This is a genomic window from Rhodanobacter sp. UC4448_H15 (genome assembly GCF_052978265.1).
In genome coordinates this window covers 1,459,629-1,473,949 of the sequence record NZ_CM129665.1, presented here as the reverse complement: position 1 = coordinate 1,473,949, position 14,321 = coordinate 1,459,629, and the positions used below count along the sequence as shown (strand labels likewise).

Sequence of the window (14,321 nt, the reverse complement as noted above, 5' to 3'; positions counted from 1 at the left end):
GGCGGTGATTCCGAGGGTGGCAAGGGCAACAAGCAGATGACGCGGCTTCACGACGCTCTCCGAAATAGTGATCGGATGAGTATAGCCAGCTTGCTCGGTCACTTATCCACGAAACGCACCTGCTTGCCCTCAATCACTGCCTGCTTGCCTTCGATCATTCCGATCATATGGAGGGCTGCCTCAGCCGATATCTCGGCGTAATCAAAAGTCATCTGGCGCTCATCCAGCACCTCCGGATCGACCAGTACAAACCCTACTTTGGCCGCGACATATTCAGCGGCAGCCCGCGCGGAAACATTCTTGAGCTTCAGACTGATCGTGCCTGGCTGGGCCGCGGCAGAAGACAGCGATTCACCATCGCAGCCCATGCTTGGCGTGAGCGCGATGTTGATGGTGTTGTCTTCGAGCTTCCCACTTTGCTGGGGTCCACCGTCAACGACCTGGCCGAACACGATGCTCGCCTGCTGGCCAGGCATGGTCCGCACGATCGGCTTGGCCGACTGCGTTCGCACATTGCCGCCACCGCGATCAAAACGGGTATCGACCTCCGCACTGATTTCCAGTTGACCGCTGGCCTCCGGCGACACCGCGAAACGGCCCTGCCACGACAGCTTGCTGGCGTCGGTTCCGCTCAGCTCGGCGTATTCGCCCGGCTTCAGGCAGCGGATGAAATGCATCGAGTCGGAATGGCCTGCCATGGCGACGTCGATCTTCAGCGTGTAGCGATCACTGATGCCGCCGCCGACATTTGCCTGTGGCGAAGGTGTCGAGGCGTAGACGGCACCGGCCACGCCGATGGCGAGAACGGCGAGGAGAACGCCACCGGCACGCCGGCGGAATAGATCAGGCTGTTGCATTTTCAACATGGCGATTCGCTCCGTGATGGGATGACGGGGTGACCAGGGGCAACCCACCGGTAATGCGAGCGCGGCCGACTGGGTCTTCAACATCGCATTCGCATAACTGCGCCGCTGCGTGCCATGCGCGCGCAACACCGCGGCATCGCAGGCCAGTTCCTGGTCATGGCGTAACGCGGCGAGTGCCCACCAGGCCAGAGGATGGAACCAGAACAACGCGACAACGAGTTGCGCCAGCAAGCACCACCAGCCATCGCGGCGGCGCGCGTGGGTAGTTTCATGGGCGAGGATCAGCATCTGCTCGGTGGGGTCGTAGCGACATTCGAAATCGGCCGGAAGCACGATGCGACTGCGCCAGGCACCGACCAGGGCGGGGCCGATATCCGAGCCGGGCGCGCGCAGCATCGGCCAGTGCGAGTGCTCGTCAACGATACGGGTGGCACCACGCAACCGCGCGCGGTAACGCGATTGCGCGAGCGCCGCCAGCAGCAGACTTAGCACGCTACCAAGCAGCCATGCCAGCACGACCCATGTGCGCCAGTCGATGACAGCCGACCCGGCGGCTTGTACCGGCAACGCGGCGGCCGAGGTGATTGCGGATATCACCGGCGACCACACCACGACCGGAGCAACTGCCGCATGCGGCAGTTGGCTAGCCAGCACCGCCAGCGGCGGCAACAGCCACAGCTGGAACGCGAGTCCGGTGCCGAACAGACGGCGGCAGGGCCTGCGCACGGCGGCGACGACCAGCACGGCAGCGGTGAATGCCAGCAGTGCCAGCCAGCCGCGGGCGGTCCATGCGGTCACCAGCGCATCAATGCTGCTCATCGTCGAGCTCCTTCAGCAGTTTGCGCAGTTCGGCGATGTCCTTCTTCGACAGCTTGCGCTGCTCGGAGAAGTGCGCCACCAAGGGCGCCACGCGGCCGCCGAACAGGCGATCGAGCAGGCCCTTGCTCTCCTGCTGCACGTATTGCTCGCGCGCCAGCAGCGGCGTGTAGAGGTAGCGGCGGCCGTCGCGTTCGGCCTGCACGGCCTTTTTCTTCAGCAGGCGGTTGAGCAGGGACTTCACCGTGCCCTCCTGCCAGCCCTGCGCGGGCCCGACCTCGGCCAGGATCTCCTCGGCCGTGCGCGGGGCCTCGCGCCAGAGCACGTCCATCACCACCGCTTCGGCTTCGCTGATCGCCATGAGTCACCGTTTACGCGTGTAAGTGAATCCATGTTTACATGCGTAATTGTTCGCGTCAAGCCATGTGCCTGCCTGTCTGCGACCTTGGTACAAGGCCGGCCGGCGCGATTCCGTCGTATCCTTGGCAGCTGACTCTCCATGAGGAAGGCACGGCAATGGACAAGGTTTACCCGAGCGCGACGAAAGCCCTTGAGGGCGTGTTGTTCGACGGCATGACGATCGCCGCCGGCGGTTTCGGCCTGTGCGGCATCCCCGAGAACCTGATCGGCGGCCTGCTGCAGGCGGGCACCAGGGACCTGACCATCGTGGGCAACAACGCCGGCGTGGACGATTTCGGCATGGGCCCGCTGCTCAAGACCCACCAGGTCAAGCGCGTGTACGCCTCGTACGTGGGCGAGAACAAGGAGTTCGAGCGGCAGACGCTGGCCGGCGAACTGGAGCTGCACCTGACGCCGCAGGGCACGCTGGCCGAGAAGCTGCGCGCCGGCGGCGCCGGCATCCCCGGCTTCTACACGCGCACCGCGTTCGGCACCAAGCTGGCCGAGGGCAAGGAGACCAAGGTATTCAACGGCAAGGAGTACGTGCTGGAGGAATCCATCACCGCCGACCTGTCCATCGTCAAGGCGTGGAAGGGCGACGCGATGGGCAACCTGGTGTTCCGCGAGACGGCGCGCAACTTCAACCCGATGATCGCCACCTGCGGCAAGGTCTGCGTGGCCGAGGTGGAGCACCTGGTGCCGGTCGGCGAGCTGGACCCGAACAACATCCACGTGCCGGGCATCTACGTCGACCGTATCGTGCAGGGCGAGAAGTACGAGAAGCGCATCGAGATCCGCACCCTCGCCGGCGCCAACACCGGCAAGGAAAACCCGACGCGCACCGCGATGGCACAGCGCGCCGCGAAGGAATTGCGCGACGGTTACTACGTGAACCTCGGCATCGGCATCCCCACCCTGGTGGCCAACCACATCCCGGCCGGCGTGAACGTGGTGCTGCAGTCGGAGAACGGCCTGCTCGGCATCGGCCCGTTCCCCACCGAGGATCAGGTCGACCCCGACCTGATCAACGCCGGCAAGCAGACCATCACCACCCTGCCCGGCTCGGCGTTCTTCTCCAGCGCCGATTCCTTCGCGATGATCCGCGGCGGCCACATCGACCTGTCGATCCTCGGCGGCATGGAGGTCTCCGCCACCGGCGATCTCGCCAACTGGATGGTGCCCGGCAAGATGGTCAAGGGCCCGGGCGGCGCGATGGACCTGGTCAGCGGCGTGCGCCGCGTGGTGGTGTTGATGGAGCACTGCGCGAAGGACGGCTCGCCGAAGATCAAGCAGCAATGCGAGTTGCCGATCACCGGCAAGGAATGCGTGGACCTCGTCATCACCGACCTGTGCGTGTTCTCGGTGGAGAAGGGCAAGGGCCTGACCCTGATCGAGCTCAACGACGGCGTGAGCCTGGGCGACGTGAAGGCGAAGACCGGCTGCGCGTTCGCCGTGGCGCCGGCGCTGCAAGCGGGCTGATTGATGGTAGGGCGGGCACTGTCCGCCGTTTTGCTCCGGAACCGAAAGAGCCGGCGGGCAGTGCCCGCCCTACGGAGCGGGTCGCGACGTGGCGTCGGCCGGCAGGGCGTCGGGAAAACGGATGCGCGCGATGCTTTCGCCTCCTGCATGCGTCTGCAGCTCCAGCGGCCAGCCGAAGCGGTCGCTGATCTGCCGCGCGATCGCCAGCTCGAATCCGTGCCGATCGGCACCGGGCGCGCCCGCATCGGCAACGGCATCGGCATCGCCAACGCCAGCGCCTTTCGCCGGGGCGAGGTTGCGCACGCTTACCATGCCGGGTTCGACGCTGACCACCACGCTGCCGCGCTCGGCCTGCTGGCAGGCATTGCGCAGCAACTGCCAGCACAGCACCGAGAACACCCGTGGCGAGCTGTCCAGCGCAAAGGTCGCCGGCTGTTCCAGGCGCAACTCGATCGGCCGGCCGCAGAGCATTTCGCGCGCGGCCTGAAGTTCGCCCTGCAGCACGTCGTTCACCACGAAGCGCTCGGTATCCACCGGCGTGCCGGCGTCGCGTGCGAGCACCAGCAGCGCCTCGACCAGCATTTCCAGTTCGCGCGAGGCACGCTTGATCCGGCGCACCGAGCGCGAGCCGAAATCGCTCAGGCCCTGCTCGTCGACCAGCATGTCGACCGACATGCGGATCACCGTCAGCGGACTGCGCAGTTCGTGGCTGGCGTCGCGGGTGAAGTTGCGCTCGCGCTGACCGTAACCGGCGATGCGCGTGGCGAAGCCGTGCAGGCCGCGCGCCAGCGACGCCACGTCCGCATCCGTGCGGCGTGACAGGCGTTGCGGGTGGAACGCTTCCGGGTCGGGCCGGGCATCGTTCCAGCCGGCCATCAATCGCGCCAGCGAGCGGATCTGCACCCACTCGTGCTGGGCGGCCAGGCACGCCAGCACGGTGGTGATGAGGATCAGCACGATCACCGCTTCCCACGGCGCGACGTTGAAAATGCCCATCGCGCCGATGATCAGCAGGGCCACGAACTGCAAGCCGAACACCCAGGCGATGCGTCGCTTGAAGGCTCCCGTGCGGAATGTGATCGCGTTCGACACCCTGCTGTTCATTGCCCTCGCCGCCTCGCCATCACGCAGGTTGCTGCGCCGACGCCATTTCCGATTCCAGGTCGGCCAGCCGGTAGCCAGCGGAATGGATGGTATGTAGCAAAGGTCGTGCGAAGGGTTTGTCGATGACGCGACGCAAGTTGTACAGGTGCGAGCGCAGCGTGTCCGAATCGGGCAGCGTGTCGCCCCAGATCTCGCGCTCGATGTCGCGCCGGCTGACCACGCGCGGCGATTCGCGCATCAGGATCGCGAGCAGTTTCAGGCCGATCGGCGACACCACCAGATCCTGGCCCTCGCGGGTCAGCCGCAGCGTGGCGGTGTCCAGCGTCATGTCGCCCACGGTGAGCACTTCGGTGGATACCTGGCGGCGGTCGCGGCGGATCAGCGCGCGCAGCCGCGCCACCAGTTCGCGCACCTCGAACGGCTTGACCAGGTAGTCATCGGCGCCGGCCTCCAGGCCGACCAGCTTGTCTTCCAGCGTGTCGCGCGCGGTGAGCATCAGCACGGGCGTGGACTTCTTCGCCTCCTTGCGCAGCTTGCGGCACAGCTCCAGGCCGTCCAGTCCGGGCAGCATCAGGTCCAGCACGATCACGTCGTAACTGTTGGATACGGCCAAGTGCAACCCGCTCACGCCGTCGGCCGCGTAATCGACGGAATAACCCCGCATTTCAAGGAACTCGCCCACCATCTCGGCGATCTGGCGGTTGTCTTCAACCAGCAGGATCAGGCCCGCTTGCTCGTCATGAGTCGTCATGTCTTGCCTCGCTGTGGTCCGGTTTCACATTTGTGAAGGTATACCCGGAGCCACGGTGACGACGGCGTGAACTGGCCGCGGCGCCGTTCAGTGGACGTTGGGCGCTTGCAGCAGCGGTTGCAGCACCTTCCACACGTTTTCCAGCACGCGCGGCTCGGCGGCGGCCACCGGGTGCAGGCCGTCGGCCTGCATGAGGCCGGGGTCCAGCGCGACGCCGTCGAGCAGGAACGGCAGCAGCGCGACCTTCCGCTGGCGCGCCAGGTCGGCGTAGATCGCACGCAAGCCGTCGCGGTACTGCGGGCCGTAGTTCACCGGCAGCTCGATGCCCAGCAGCAGCACGCGTGTCTTGTGCTTTTGCGCCAGCTCGATCATCGCCGTCAGGTTGTCGCGCAAGGCCGGCAGCGGCAACCCGCGCAGGCCGTCATTGGCGCCCAGTTCGATCACCAGCACCGCCGGCTGGTAGGTCTGCAGCAAGGCGGGCAAGCGGTGTCGGCCGCTCAGCGAGGTTTCGCCGCTGATGCTGGCATTGACCGCACGCCACTTCGGCACCATCTTGCCCAGACGGACATCCAGCAGATGCACCCAGCCGGCTTCGACCGGAATGTTGTGCGCGGCGGACAGCGAGTCGCCCAGCACCAGGACGGTCTTCGGCGCCGCCGCGTGGGCGACGCCGAAACCGCAGAGCAGAACCAGCAACCACAGGCAGCGCCGCATGAATGATTCTTCCCGTCCCGTCCTCGAAGCCCGTGATGTTAGCAAGTCGGTCAACGGCCCCGAGGGGCGGCTCGACATCCTCGACGGCGTGGACCTGCGCGTGATGCCCGGCGAGAGCTTCGCCATCGTGGGCGCTTCCGGCTCGGGCAAGACCACCCTGCTCGGCCTGCTGGCCGGGCTGGACACGCCCGACCGCGGCAGCATCTCCCTCGACGGCCACGCGCTGGAGCAGCTGGACGAGGAAGCCCGCGCCGAACTGCGGCGGCGACTGGTCGGCTTCGTGTTCCAGTCGTTCCACCTGCTGCCGGCGCTCACTGCCGAGGAGAACGTGATGCTGCCGCTGGAACTGGAGGGCAGCAGCGCGGCGCGCAGCCGTGCGCGGGAGGCGCTCGAGGCGGTGGGCCTGAGCGCGCGGCGGCGGCACTACCCCGCGCAGCTTTCCGGCGGCGAGCAGCAACGCGTGGCGATCGCCCGCGCCTTCGTGCACGGCCCGCGCGTGCTGTTCGCCGACGAGCCCACCGGCAACCTCGACCAGCGCACCGGCCACCACATCTGCGACCTGCTGTTCGCGCTCAACCGCGACCACCGCACCACCCTGGTGCTGGTCACCCACGACGCCGGCCTGGCCGCGCGCTGCGATCGCCGCATCGAGCTGGAGGAAGGGCGCGTGGCGTCGACCGACGCGGGCGTGCCGGCATGAGCCTGCTGCGCTTGTCGCTGCGCAGCCTGCGTCGCGAATGGCACCTGCCTGAACTGCGCACGCTGGCCGCCTCGCTGGTGCTGGCGGTGGTGGCGCTGGGCGTGGTCGCCACGCTGGCGAGCCGGATCGAGCGTGGCATGCTGGCCAGCGCCGCGGAGTTGATCGGCGGGGACATCGGCGTATCCGCGCCGCAGGCCCTGCCTGCCGCCTTCGCCGACAAGGCACGCCAGGACGGCCTGCAGCTGACGCGCACCGCCGGCTTTCCCAGCGTGGCGTTCGCCCACGAACGCACCCAACTGCTCGACGTGCAGGCAGTGGATGCGCACTATCCGCTGCGCGGCACGCTGGAGCTGCGCGATCGCAACGGCCATGCGCTGCCGCCGAGCCGCGCGCCGGTCGCCGGCGAGGTCTATCTGGATCATCGCGCGCTGGTCGCGCTGGGCCTCGCGGTGGGCGACCGCCTGCAACTGGGCGGGCGCACGCTCACCATCGGCGCCGAACTGCTGCGCCAGCCCGACGGCGGCGAATTGCTCGCGCTGGCGCCGCGCGCGCTGATGAGCCTGGCCGATGCCGAGCAGGCCGGCCTGCTCGGGCGCGGCAGCCGCGCGCGTCACCGGCTGCTGCTGGCCGGCGCGCCGGATGCGGTGCGCGCCTGGCGCGACTGGGCGGCGGCGACCGAGCTGCCCGCGGGCGCACAGCTGATCACGCCGGAGCAGACCCAGGAACGCATGCGCAATGCCTTCGACCGCGCCGGCTCGTTCCTGTGGCTGACCGCGCTGCTGTCCGCCCTGCTAGCCGGCATTGCCATCGCCCTTTCCGCCCAGCGCTATGCCCGGCGCAAGACCGCCGAAGTGGCCTTGCTGCGCGCGCTGGGCACCTCGCGCCCGCGCGTGCTGGGCCTGCTGCTGGGCACCCTGGGCGCGCTGGCCCTGCCGGCGGCCGCGCTGGGCATCGCGCTGGCGCTGGGCCTGGCGCAGCTGGCGTGGCTGCTGGCCAGCCAGCTGTTCGGCAACGTGCCCACGGTGCTGCCGCTGGCGCCGGCGTTCGCCGCGGCCGCGATGGGCATCGCGGTGCTGGTCGGCTTCGCGCTGCCGCCGCTGGCGCGGCTGGCCGAGGTACCTCCGGTGGCGGTGTTCCGGCAGAGCCTGTCGCGCCGCGTGCGGCGCTTCGATGCGCTGTACCTGATCCCCGTCCTGGTGGCGCTGGGCCTGATCTGGGGCCAGAGCGGCTCGCTGCAGCTGGCCGGTATCCTCGCCGGCAGCCTGCTCGGCGTGAGCGTGCTCGCGGCGCTGCTGGCCGGCGCGCTGCTGTGGCTGGCCCGGCGCATTGCGCCGGGCGCGCATCCGGCGTTGCGGCTGGGCCTGGCCGCACTGGCGCGACGACCGGCGCTGAGCGTGATCCAGGCGACCGCGCTCAGCCTGGGTCTGTGCGCGTTGTTGCTGCTTGCGGTGGTGGCACCGGCGTTGCTGCAGGGCTGGCGCCAGGAATTGCCGGCGGATACGCCCAACTGGTTCGCCCTGAACCTGCAAAGCAACCAGCGCGCCGGCTTTTCGCAATCGCTGGCGCGGATCGGCGCCGACCAGCTCAACATGCTGCCGCTGGCGGTAGGCAAGCTCACCGCGATCAACGGCCACGCCATCGACCGACTGCAGTTCGCGGACCCGCGCGCCAAGGAGTGGACCGATCGCCAGCTGCGGCTGTCGTGGTCCGCCGCGCTGCCGCCGGCGAACGAGGTGGTGGCCGGCCACTGGCATGGGGCTGCGCCGGATCGGCCCGAGGTGTCGATCGACACCATGTGGCGCGACATGTTCGGCCTGAAGCTCGGCGACACGATGCGCTTCGACGTCGGCGAAGGGAGCCTGGAGGCGCGGGTGGGCAGCATCCGCAAGGTCGACTGGAGCTCGTTCCGGGTCAACTTCTTCCTGCTGCTCGACCCGGCCCACGCCAGCGAGCTGCCGCACACCTGGCTGGCCAGCTTCCACCTGTCGTCCGGACACGCGGCGGAACTGGCGCAACTGTCGCGCGAATACGGCAACCTCAGCCTGGTCGACGTCGACTCGCTGCTCGATCGGGTGCGCGAGATCATCGACCGCGTGGGCAGCGCGGTGCGCTGGATCCTCGGCTTCAGCCTGCTGGCCGGCATCCTGGTGCTGGCCGCGGCGCTGGCCGCCAGCGCGGCCGAGCGGCGCCACGAGGCCGCGCTGCTGCGCACGCTGGGCGCGCGCCGTGCACAGCTGCGCGTGGCCGCCGCCTGCGAATTCGCCATGCTGGGCCTGGTCGCCGGCCTGACCGCCGCGCTGGGTGCCGCCGGCGGCGGCTGGTGGCTGGGTCGGGCGGTATTCCACATCGAGGGCTTCGTGCCGCCGGCGTGGCCGCTGGTCGCCAGCGCGGCCGCCGCCGCGCTGGTGGTGATGCTGCTGGGACTGGCCGGCACGCGCCGGGTCAGCCGCACGCCACCGATGCGCCTGCTGCGCGAGGGCTGAGCGCGCGTGGAACCTGCCGCGTCGTCACCCGCCACCGGCTGGCGCAAACGCCTGCAGCACGAATGGCTGCTGCTGGTGTTCGCCGCGCTGGTGCTGTTGCTGGCGCTGCTCGATCCGCGTCCGGTCGACGATTATCGGCACTGGCTGCAACTGCCCACGCTGGCCGGCCTGACCGGCCTGCTGATCGCGATCCAGGGCATCCGCGACAGCGGCCTGGTGCAGCACGCAGCGGCCGCTTCGCTGGCGCGGGCGCACTCGCTGCGCGGCCTGGGGCTGTTGCTGGTGGCCGCCAGCGCGCTGCTCTCGATGGTGCTGACCAACGACGTGAGCCTGTTCCTGATCGTGCCGCTGACCGTGTCCATCGGCGCGATCTCCAACCTGCCGGTGCTGCGCATGGTGGTGCTGGAGGCGCTAGCGGTGAACGCCGGCTCCACGCTCAGCCCGATCGGCAACCCGCAGAACCTGCTGTTGTGGCAGCACTCGCGGCTGTCGTTCCTCGATTTCGCGCTGGCGATGCTGCCGGCCGCGGCCGTCATGCTGGCACTGGTGGCGGCGTTCACCTGGTACTGGCTGCCGCGCGATCGGGTGGCATTGGGCCCCCGGCACATCGACGGCGCGGTGCACTCGGGCCGCCTCGGCGCGTGGTCGATGATTGCGCTGATCGGCATGGTGGTGGCGATGGAATACGATCTGGCGCCGCTGGGCGCCGTGGCGCTGCTGGTGCTGTTCGGGGCGCTGGCCCGCGCCTCGCTGGTGCGGATCGACTGGCTGTTGCTGCTCACCTTCGCCGCGATCTTCCTCGGCCTCGGCCACTTCGCCGAGCTGCCGCTGATGCAGCGCGTGCTCGACGGGCTCCATCTCGATCAACCGATGGTGCTGTTCGCCAGCGGCATTGTCGCCGCGCAGCTGATCAGCAACGTGCCGGCGACCGTGCTGCTGCTCGAGCGAGCGCCGGATGCCATCGCGCTGGCGGTGGCGGTCAATGTGGGCGGCTTCGGCGTGGCGATCGGTTCGCTGGCCAACCTGATCGCCCTGCGCCTGGCAGGGCAGCCGCACGGCCTGCGGCAACTGCACCGGGTGTCGATTCCGTTCCTGCTGGTGTGCGCGCCGCTGGTGTATCTGGTCTGGCGCGGAATTCAGCCGTAGACGCACCGAAGTGCCCGATGTTGTTCGCTCCAGCTTCGTAGGGCGGGCACTGCCCGCCATGCCTTTCGGTGATGCACGCGATCAAGAGCGGCGGGCAGTGCCCGCCCTACGGGATGCCGGCTTGTGGCGGAATCAATCGTCGTCGTGCGGCACGCTGACCTTGCCCTTGATGCCGGAGTGGTCGACATCGCCGCTGCCCTTGGCGCCGAGCGTGAGATCGCCGCCGACATCGTGCACGGTGAGGTCGCCGGAGCCCAGCGTGTCGGCGTGCACGCTGCCGCCGACGTTGCGCAGCGTGACGTCGCCCGAGCCAATGCTGCCGATGCTGGCGTCGCCCTTGACGCCATCGATCTTGAAATCACCCGAGCCCACCGAACCCAGCTGCAGGCTGCCGACATCGCTGGCGTCGACATCGCCCGAGCCCACGCTGGTGGCGAACTTGCCGGCGATCTGGCGCACGTGCAGGTCGCCGGAACCGACCGTGCTGCGCAGCTCCTGCACGCCGCGCACGTCGGCGTCGCCGGAGCCCACGCGCACGGTGACCGGCACGTTCGCCGGCAGGTTCACGGTGACGTCCAGGCTCATGCTGACGTTGCCGCCGAACAGGTTGAAATTGAAACCCTGGTGGTCGCCGCCGATGTCGATCAACAGCTGGTCGCCGTCGCGTCGCTGGGTGACCGTGAGCTTGTCCAGCGCGGCTTTCTTCGACGCACAGGCGCGTCCGACCAGGGTCAGGCCCCTGGTGTCGGCGCCGCCGATCAGGTGCAGGTCGTGGCTGTTGACGTCGATCTGCACGCTGCGGACGCCAGCCAGGTCCAGTTGCAGGTTGCGCGGGGCCTCGAACTCGCACGATCCGGCGGCAAACGCGGCGAACGGGGCACACAGCATGGCGGCGATGAAAAGACGGCGCATGGGACTCTCCTCGGTAGTCGGTCAGGCTTGGATGCAGCGGATCGCAAAAGGGTTGCAAGGATGACAGCAGTCTGCACACCGCAGTCAACTCCTGCGCGGCCGGCGCGTTGATCATCCCACTACCCACGGAGACAGCCCATGCAACGCAAGACCCTCCTCGCTTCCGCCCTCGTCGCCCTGCTGGCCGGGTCGGCCACGTTCGCGATGGCCCAGAACGCGCCGGCGTCGCCCGCCAATCCGCACATGGTCGTCACCAAGCAGGCACGCATCCTTCCCGGCGACCGCGACCACGGCATGGCGGGCCATCACATGCACCACCAGCGCAGCGGCGTGATCGGCGACCTGCGCGCGCTGGAACGGCTGTACCAGCAGGCCGGCCGCAGCAAGGACATGGCGGCGGTCTACAACGACGTGCTGGCCAAGTCGCAGGACCCGCGCGTGCGCGACTACGTCTACCAGCGACTGGCCCGCCTGCAGGCACAGCCGACCAATGTCGACCAGGCGATCGCCACGCTGCGCAAGGGGCTGGACGAAAACCTGGCCAACGAGGCGAAGATGCGCGCCGAGCGCGAGAAGATGCGTGCGGCATGGCAGCCGCGCGCCGCCAGCGACGCGACAGCTCCAGCGAAGTAGTCGCGACAGCAAAAACGGGACGACGCGGCGGCCACGGCCGCCGCGTCTGTCAGTGGCCGGCCTCGTCCTGCTTGGCGCGCCGCCACAACTGTTCCTGCTCCTCCAGCGTGCGCCCGGCAAACGCCGCGCCATCGGCCGCAGCCAGTTGCTCCATGCGGCGGAAGCGCCGTTCGAACTTCGCGTTGGCATGCCGCAGCGCCTGCGAGAAATCGACGCCGGCATGGCGTGCGAGGTTCACCATCACGAACAGCACGTCGCCGATCTCGTCCTCGAGGCGCGCCGGGTCGGCCCCGTGGGTGAACTCGACGCGCACCTCCTCCACTTCCTCGGCCAGCTTCTCCAGCACCGGCTGCGGGCCGGGCCACTCGAAACCGGTGGCGGCAGCGCGCTGCTGCAGCTTGTGGGCGCGTTTCCACTCCGGCAGCCCGGTGGAGACGCCGGCCAGCGCGCTGTCATCGGCGGTCCGGCCCTTCGCCACGCGCTCGGCGGACTTGATCTGCTCCCACGCCTGCATCTGCTCGGTCAGGTCGGCGTAACGCGTGTCGCCGAACACGTGCGGATGGCGGCGCACCATCTTCGCGCTGATGGCGTGGGCGACGTCGGCGAATTCGAACAGGCCCTGCTCGGCGGCCATCTGCGCGTGGAACACCACCTGCAGCAGCAGGTCGCCGAGTTCGTCGCACAGGTCGGTCCAGTCGCGCCGGTCGATCGCATCGGCGACCTCGTACGCCTCTTCGATCGTGTAGGCGGCGATCGAGGAAAAATCCTGCCGCACGTCCCACGGGCAGCCATGCTGCGGATCGCGCAGGCGCGCCATGATGGCGAGGAGGTCGTCGAGACTGTGTCGGGTCATAAAGTGGAGAGGAGTGAGAAGTGAGAGAAAGCAGAAGCGTGCGCGGGTGGAGCGGGCGGAGGACGAACCCCTCTCATCTCTCACTCCTCTTCACTCACTCCTCGCTCCTGGTCAGTCGCACGGTCCAGTCGATCGAGAGGTCGCCGACCGCGACGAACTCCGGATTCAGCAGGGACTCGCCGCGGTTGTAGCGGAACGGCCGGCCGGCGAGATCGAGCACCGCGCCCCCGGCTTCGTCCAGCACGCATTGCGCCGCGGCCGTGTCCCATTCGCTGGTGAGGCCAAGGCGCAGGTAGATGTCCGCCTCGCCGCGCGCGATCAGGCAGAACTTCAGCGAGGAGCCGAGCGGCACATGGTCGTAGTCGTTGCCGATCAATTGTTCGAGCAGCCCACCCTGCGCGCCGCCATGCGAACGGCTGCCGACCACCCGCGGCGGAGAGCCCAGCGGCCGCGTGCGGATGCGCCGCCACGGGCCACCCTCGCGCTCCTGCAGCCACGCACCCTGGCCCTGAGCGGCGGCGTACAGCTCGCCGGTGACCGGGGCCAGCACCACGCCCAGCACGCTGCGGTGGTCGTCGATGAGCGCGATGTTGACGGTGAACTCGCCATTGCGCTTGACGAACTCGCGGGTGCCGTCGAGCGGGTCGACCAGCCAGTAGCGCGTCCAGTGCCGGCGCTCGGACCAGGGCAGGGCCTTGGCCTCTTCCGACAGCACCGGCAGTTGCTCCTGCAGCGTGGCCAGGCCGGCCACGATCACCCGCTGCGCGGCGAGATCGGCGGCGGTCAACGGCGAGTCGTCGCCCTTGGTCTGCACGGCGAAGTCGCCGTGGTACACCTGCAGGATCGCCGCCGCCGCCGCGCGGGCAATCGCGCCCACCTGCCGTGCCAATTCGGGGGGCAAGCTCAGGTCCTCTGGAAGCGCCCGGCGAGGTATTCGCGGGCCATGAACAACGCAGCGATCGAGCGCCCCTCGGTGACGTCGTCGCGACCGAGCAGGGTGTGCAGCTCGGACATCTTCCACGGCACCACTTCGAGTTCCTCCGGTTCGTCGCCGGCGAGTTTCTCCGGATACAGATCCTGCGCCAGCACCACGTGCGCCATGTGCGTCATGTACGACGGCGACAGCGACAGGTTGTGCAGGATCTTCAGCTTGCGTGCACCGTAGCCGATTTCTTCCTTCATCTCGCGCTCGGCGCCCTGCTCGGCGGTTTCGTCCTGGTCGAGCCGGCCCTTGGGCAGGCCCAGCTCGTAGCGACCGACGCCGCCGCCGTACTCGCGCACCAGCAGCACGGTCTCGTCATCGAGCATCGGCACGATGATCACGGCGCCCAGGCCGCTGCCCTTGAGTCGTTCGTAGGTGCGCCGCACGCCGTTGGAGAATTCCAGGTCCAGCTGCTCGACCTGCAGGAATCGGCTGTCGGTGACGTCGCGGATGGCGTGGATGATCGGCAGTTTGCGCATCCGG

At 68.7% G+C, this 14,321-nt stretch carries 14 protein-coding genes; 5 read left to right on the top strand and 9 right to left on the bottom strand.

Annotation, left to right across the window (positions count from 1 at the left end):
• Positions 1-98 precede the first annotated feature (98 nt).
• A complete protein-coding gene (locus tag ACVCMI_RS06510; protein WP_447099409.1) occupies positions 99-1,685 on the bottom strand; it encodes a M56 family metallopeptidase in 1,587 nt (528 codons plus the stop codon).
• Positions 1,672-2,043, bottom strand: a complete 372-nt coding sequence (locus ACVCMI_RS06505) for a BlaI/MecI/CopY family transcriptional regulator (RefSeq protein ID WP_447099410.1) — start codon at positions 2,041-2,043, stop codon at positions 1,672-1,674. The genes ACVCMI_RS06510 and ACVCMI_RS06505 overlap by 14 nt, the downstream gene beginning before the upstream one ends.
• 155 nt (positions 2,044-2,198) lie before the next feature.
• Between ACVCMI_RS06505 and ACVCMI_RS06500 the strand changes: the two genes are divergently transcribed.
• Positions 2,199-3,560 carry a 3-oxoacid CoA-transferase subunit B gene (locus tag ACVCMI_RS06500; RefSeq protein WP_447099411.1) on the top strand — a complete coding sequence of 454 codons (1,362 nt, stop codon included), beginning with the start codon at positions 2,199-2,201 and terminating at the stop codon, positions 3,558-3,560.
• Between the two features lie 69 nt (positions 3,561-3,629).
• Here ACVCMI_RS06500 and ACVCMI_RS06495 read toward each other — a convergent pair whose 3' ends face one another.
• The 3 genes from ACVCMI_RS06495 to ACVCMI_RS06485 form a co-directional block, all read right to left on the bottom strand.
• The gene (locus ACVCMI_RS06495) at positions 3,630-4,652 is read right to left on the bottom strand and encodes a sensor histidine kinase (RefSeq protein WP_447099412.1); all 1,023 of its coding nucleotides are present in this window, start codon (positions 4,650-4,652) and stop codon (positions 3,630-3,632) included.
• A 31-nt stretch (positions 4,653-4,683) separates the two neighbouring features.
• Positions 4,684-5,415: a response regulator transcription factor gene (locus ACVCMI_RS06490; protein WP_395117047.1), complete on the bottom strand. Its 732-nt coding sequence runs from the start codon at positions 5,413-5,415 to the stop codon at positions 4,684-4,686.
• 87 nt (positions 5,416-5,502) lie between these two features.
• Entirely contained in the window at positions 5,503-6,129 is a 627-nt protein-coding gene (locus ACVCMI_RS06485) for an arylesterase (protein WP_395117046.1), read from the bottom strand.
• Between ACVCMI_RS06485 and ACVCMI_RS06480 the strand changes: the two genes are divergently transcribed.
• From ACVCMI_RS06480 to ACVCMI_RS06470, 3 genes are read left to right on the top strand one after another with little or no spacing between them, the layout of a single operon-like run.
• Positions 6,128-6,829, top strand: coding sequence for an ABC transporter ATP-binding protein (locus tag ACVCMI_RS06480; protein WP_447099413.1), 702 nt, complete (start codon positions 6,128-6,130; stop codon positions 6,827-6,829). The genes ACVCMI_RS06485 and ACVCMI_RS06480 overlap by 2 nt on opposite strands.
• A complete protein-coding gene (locus ACVCMI_RS06475; RefSeq protein WP_447099414.1) occupies positions 6,826-9,312 on the top strand; it encodes an ABC transporter permease in 2,487 nt (828 codons plus the stop codon). The genes ACVCMI_RS06480 and ACVCMI_RS06475 overlap by 4 nt, the downstream gene beginning before the upstream one ends.
• Positions 9,313-9,318: 6 nt before the next feature.
• Positions 9,319-10,458 carry an SLC13 family permease gene (locus tag ACVCMI_RS06470; protein WP_447099415.1) on the top strand — a complete coding sequence of 380 codons (1,140 nt, stop codon included), beginning with the start codon at positions 9,319-9,321 and terminating at the stop codon, positions 10,456-10,458.
• A 132-nt stretch (positions 10,459-10,590) separates the two neighbouring features.
• On the opposite strand, the gene ACVCMI_RS06465 is transcribed toward ACVCMI_RS06470, so the two are convergent.
• Entirely contained in the window at positions 10,591-11,370 is a 780-nt protein-coding gene (locus ACVCMI_RS06465; RefSeq protein ID WP_395117038.1) for a DUF4097 family beta strand repeat-containing protein, read from the bottom strand.
• A gap of 138 nt (positions 11,371-11,508) precedes the next feature.
• Here ACVCMI_RS06465 and ACVCMI_RS06460 point away from each other — a divergent pair, with 138 nt between their 5' ends.
• Positions 11,509-12,003: a hypothetical protein gene (locus ACVCMI_RS06460; protein WP_395117037.1), complete on the top strand. Its 495-nt coding sequence runs from the start codon at positions 11,509-11,511 to the stop codon at positions 12,001-12,003.
• A gap of 49 nt (positions 12,004-12,052) precedes the next feature.
• On the opposite strand, the gene mazG is transcribed toward ACVCMI_RS06460, so the two are convergent.
• From mazG to nudE, 3 genes are all read right to left on the bottom strand, one after another.
• Positions 12,053-12,856 (bottom strand): nucleoside triphosphate pyrophosphohydrolase, encoded by an 804-nt coding sequence (gene mazG / locus ACVCMI_RS06455; protein WP_447099416.1) that lies wholly within the window; start codon positions 12,854-12,856, stop codon positions 12,053-12,055.
• A gap of 94 nt (positions 12,857-12,950) precedes the next feature.
• On the bottom strand, positions 12,951-13,757 hold the full coding sequence (cysQ, locus tag ACVCMI_RS06450; RefSeq protein ID WP_447099417.1) for a 3'(2'),5'-bisphosphate nucleotidase CysQ: 807 nt from the start codon (positions 13,755-13,757) through the stop codon (positions 12,951-12,953).
• 2 nt (positions 13,758-13,759) lie between these two features.
• Positions 13,760-14,317, bottom strand: coding sequence for an ADP compounds hydrolase NudE (gene nudE / locus ACVCMI_RS06445; RefSeq protein WP_395117031.1), 558 nt, complete (start codon positions 14,315-14,317; stop codon positions 13,760-13,762).
• Positions 14,318-14,321 lie beyond the last annotated feature (4 nt).

Excerpts from the sequence above, each read along its gene's own strand:
- ACVCMI_RS06510 (WP_447099409.1), bottom strand. The coding sequence starts at position 1,685 with ATGAGCAGCATTGATGCGCTGGTGACCGCATGGACCGCCCGCGGCTGG.
- ACVCMI_RS06505 (WP_447099410.1), bottom strand. The coding sequence starts at position 2,043 with ATGGCGATCAGCGAAGCCGAAGCGGTGGTGATGGACGTGCTCTGGCGC.
- ACVCMI_RS06500 (WP_447099411.1), top strand. The coding sequence starts at position 2,199 with ATGGACAAGGTTTACCCGAGCGCGACGAAAGCCCTTGAGGGCGTGTTG.
- ACVCMI_RS06490 (WP_395117047.1), bottom strand. The coding sequence starts at position 5,415 with ATGACGACTCATGACGAGCAAGCGGGCCTGATCCTGCTGGTTGAAGAC.
- ACVCMI_RS06480 (WP_447099413.1), top strand. The coding sequence starts at position 6,128 with ATGAATGATTCTTCCCGTCCCGTCCTCGAAGCCCGTGATGTTAGCAAG.
- ACVCMI_RS06485 (WP_395117046.1), bottom strand. The coding sequence starts at position 6,129 with ATGCGGCGCTGCCTGTGGTTGCTGGTTCTGCTCTGCGGTTTCGGCGTC.
- ACVCMI_RS06475 (WP_447099414.1), top strand. The coding sequence starts at position 6,826 with ATGAGCCTGCTGCGCTTGTCGCTGCGCAGCCTGCGTCGCGAATGGCAC.
- ACVCMI_RS06465 (WP_395117038.1), bottom strand. The coding sequence starts at position 11,370 with ATGCGCCGTCTTTTCATCGCCGCCATGCTGTGTGCCCCGTTCGCCGCG.
- ACVCMI_RS06460 (WP_395117037.1), top strand. The coding sequence starts at position 11,509 with ATGCAACGCAAGACCCTCCTCGCTTCCGCCCTCGTCGCCCTGCTGGCC.
- mazG (WP_447099416.1), bottom strand. The coding sequence starts at position 12,856 with ATGACCCGACACAGTCTCGACGACCTCCTCGCCATCATGGCGCGCCTG.
- nudE (WP_395117031.1), bottom strand. The coding sequence starts at position 14,317 with ATGCGCAAACTGCCGATCATCCACGCCATCCGCGACGTCACCGACAGC.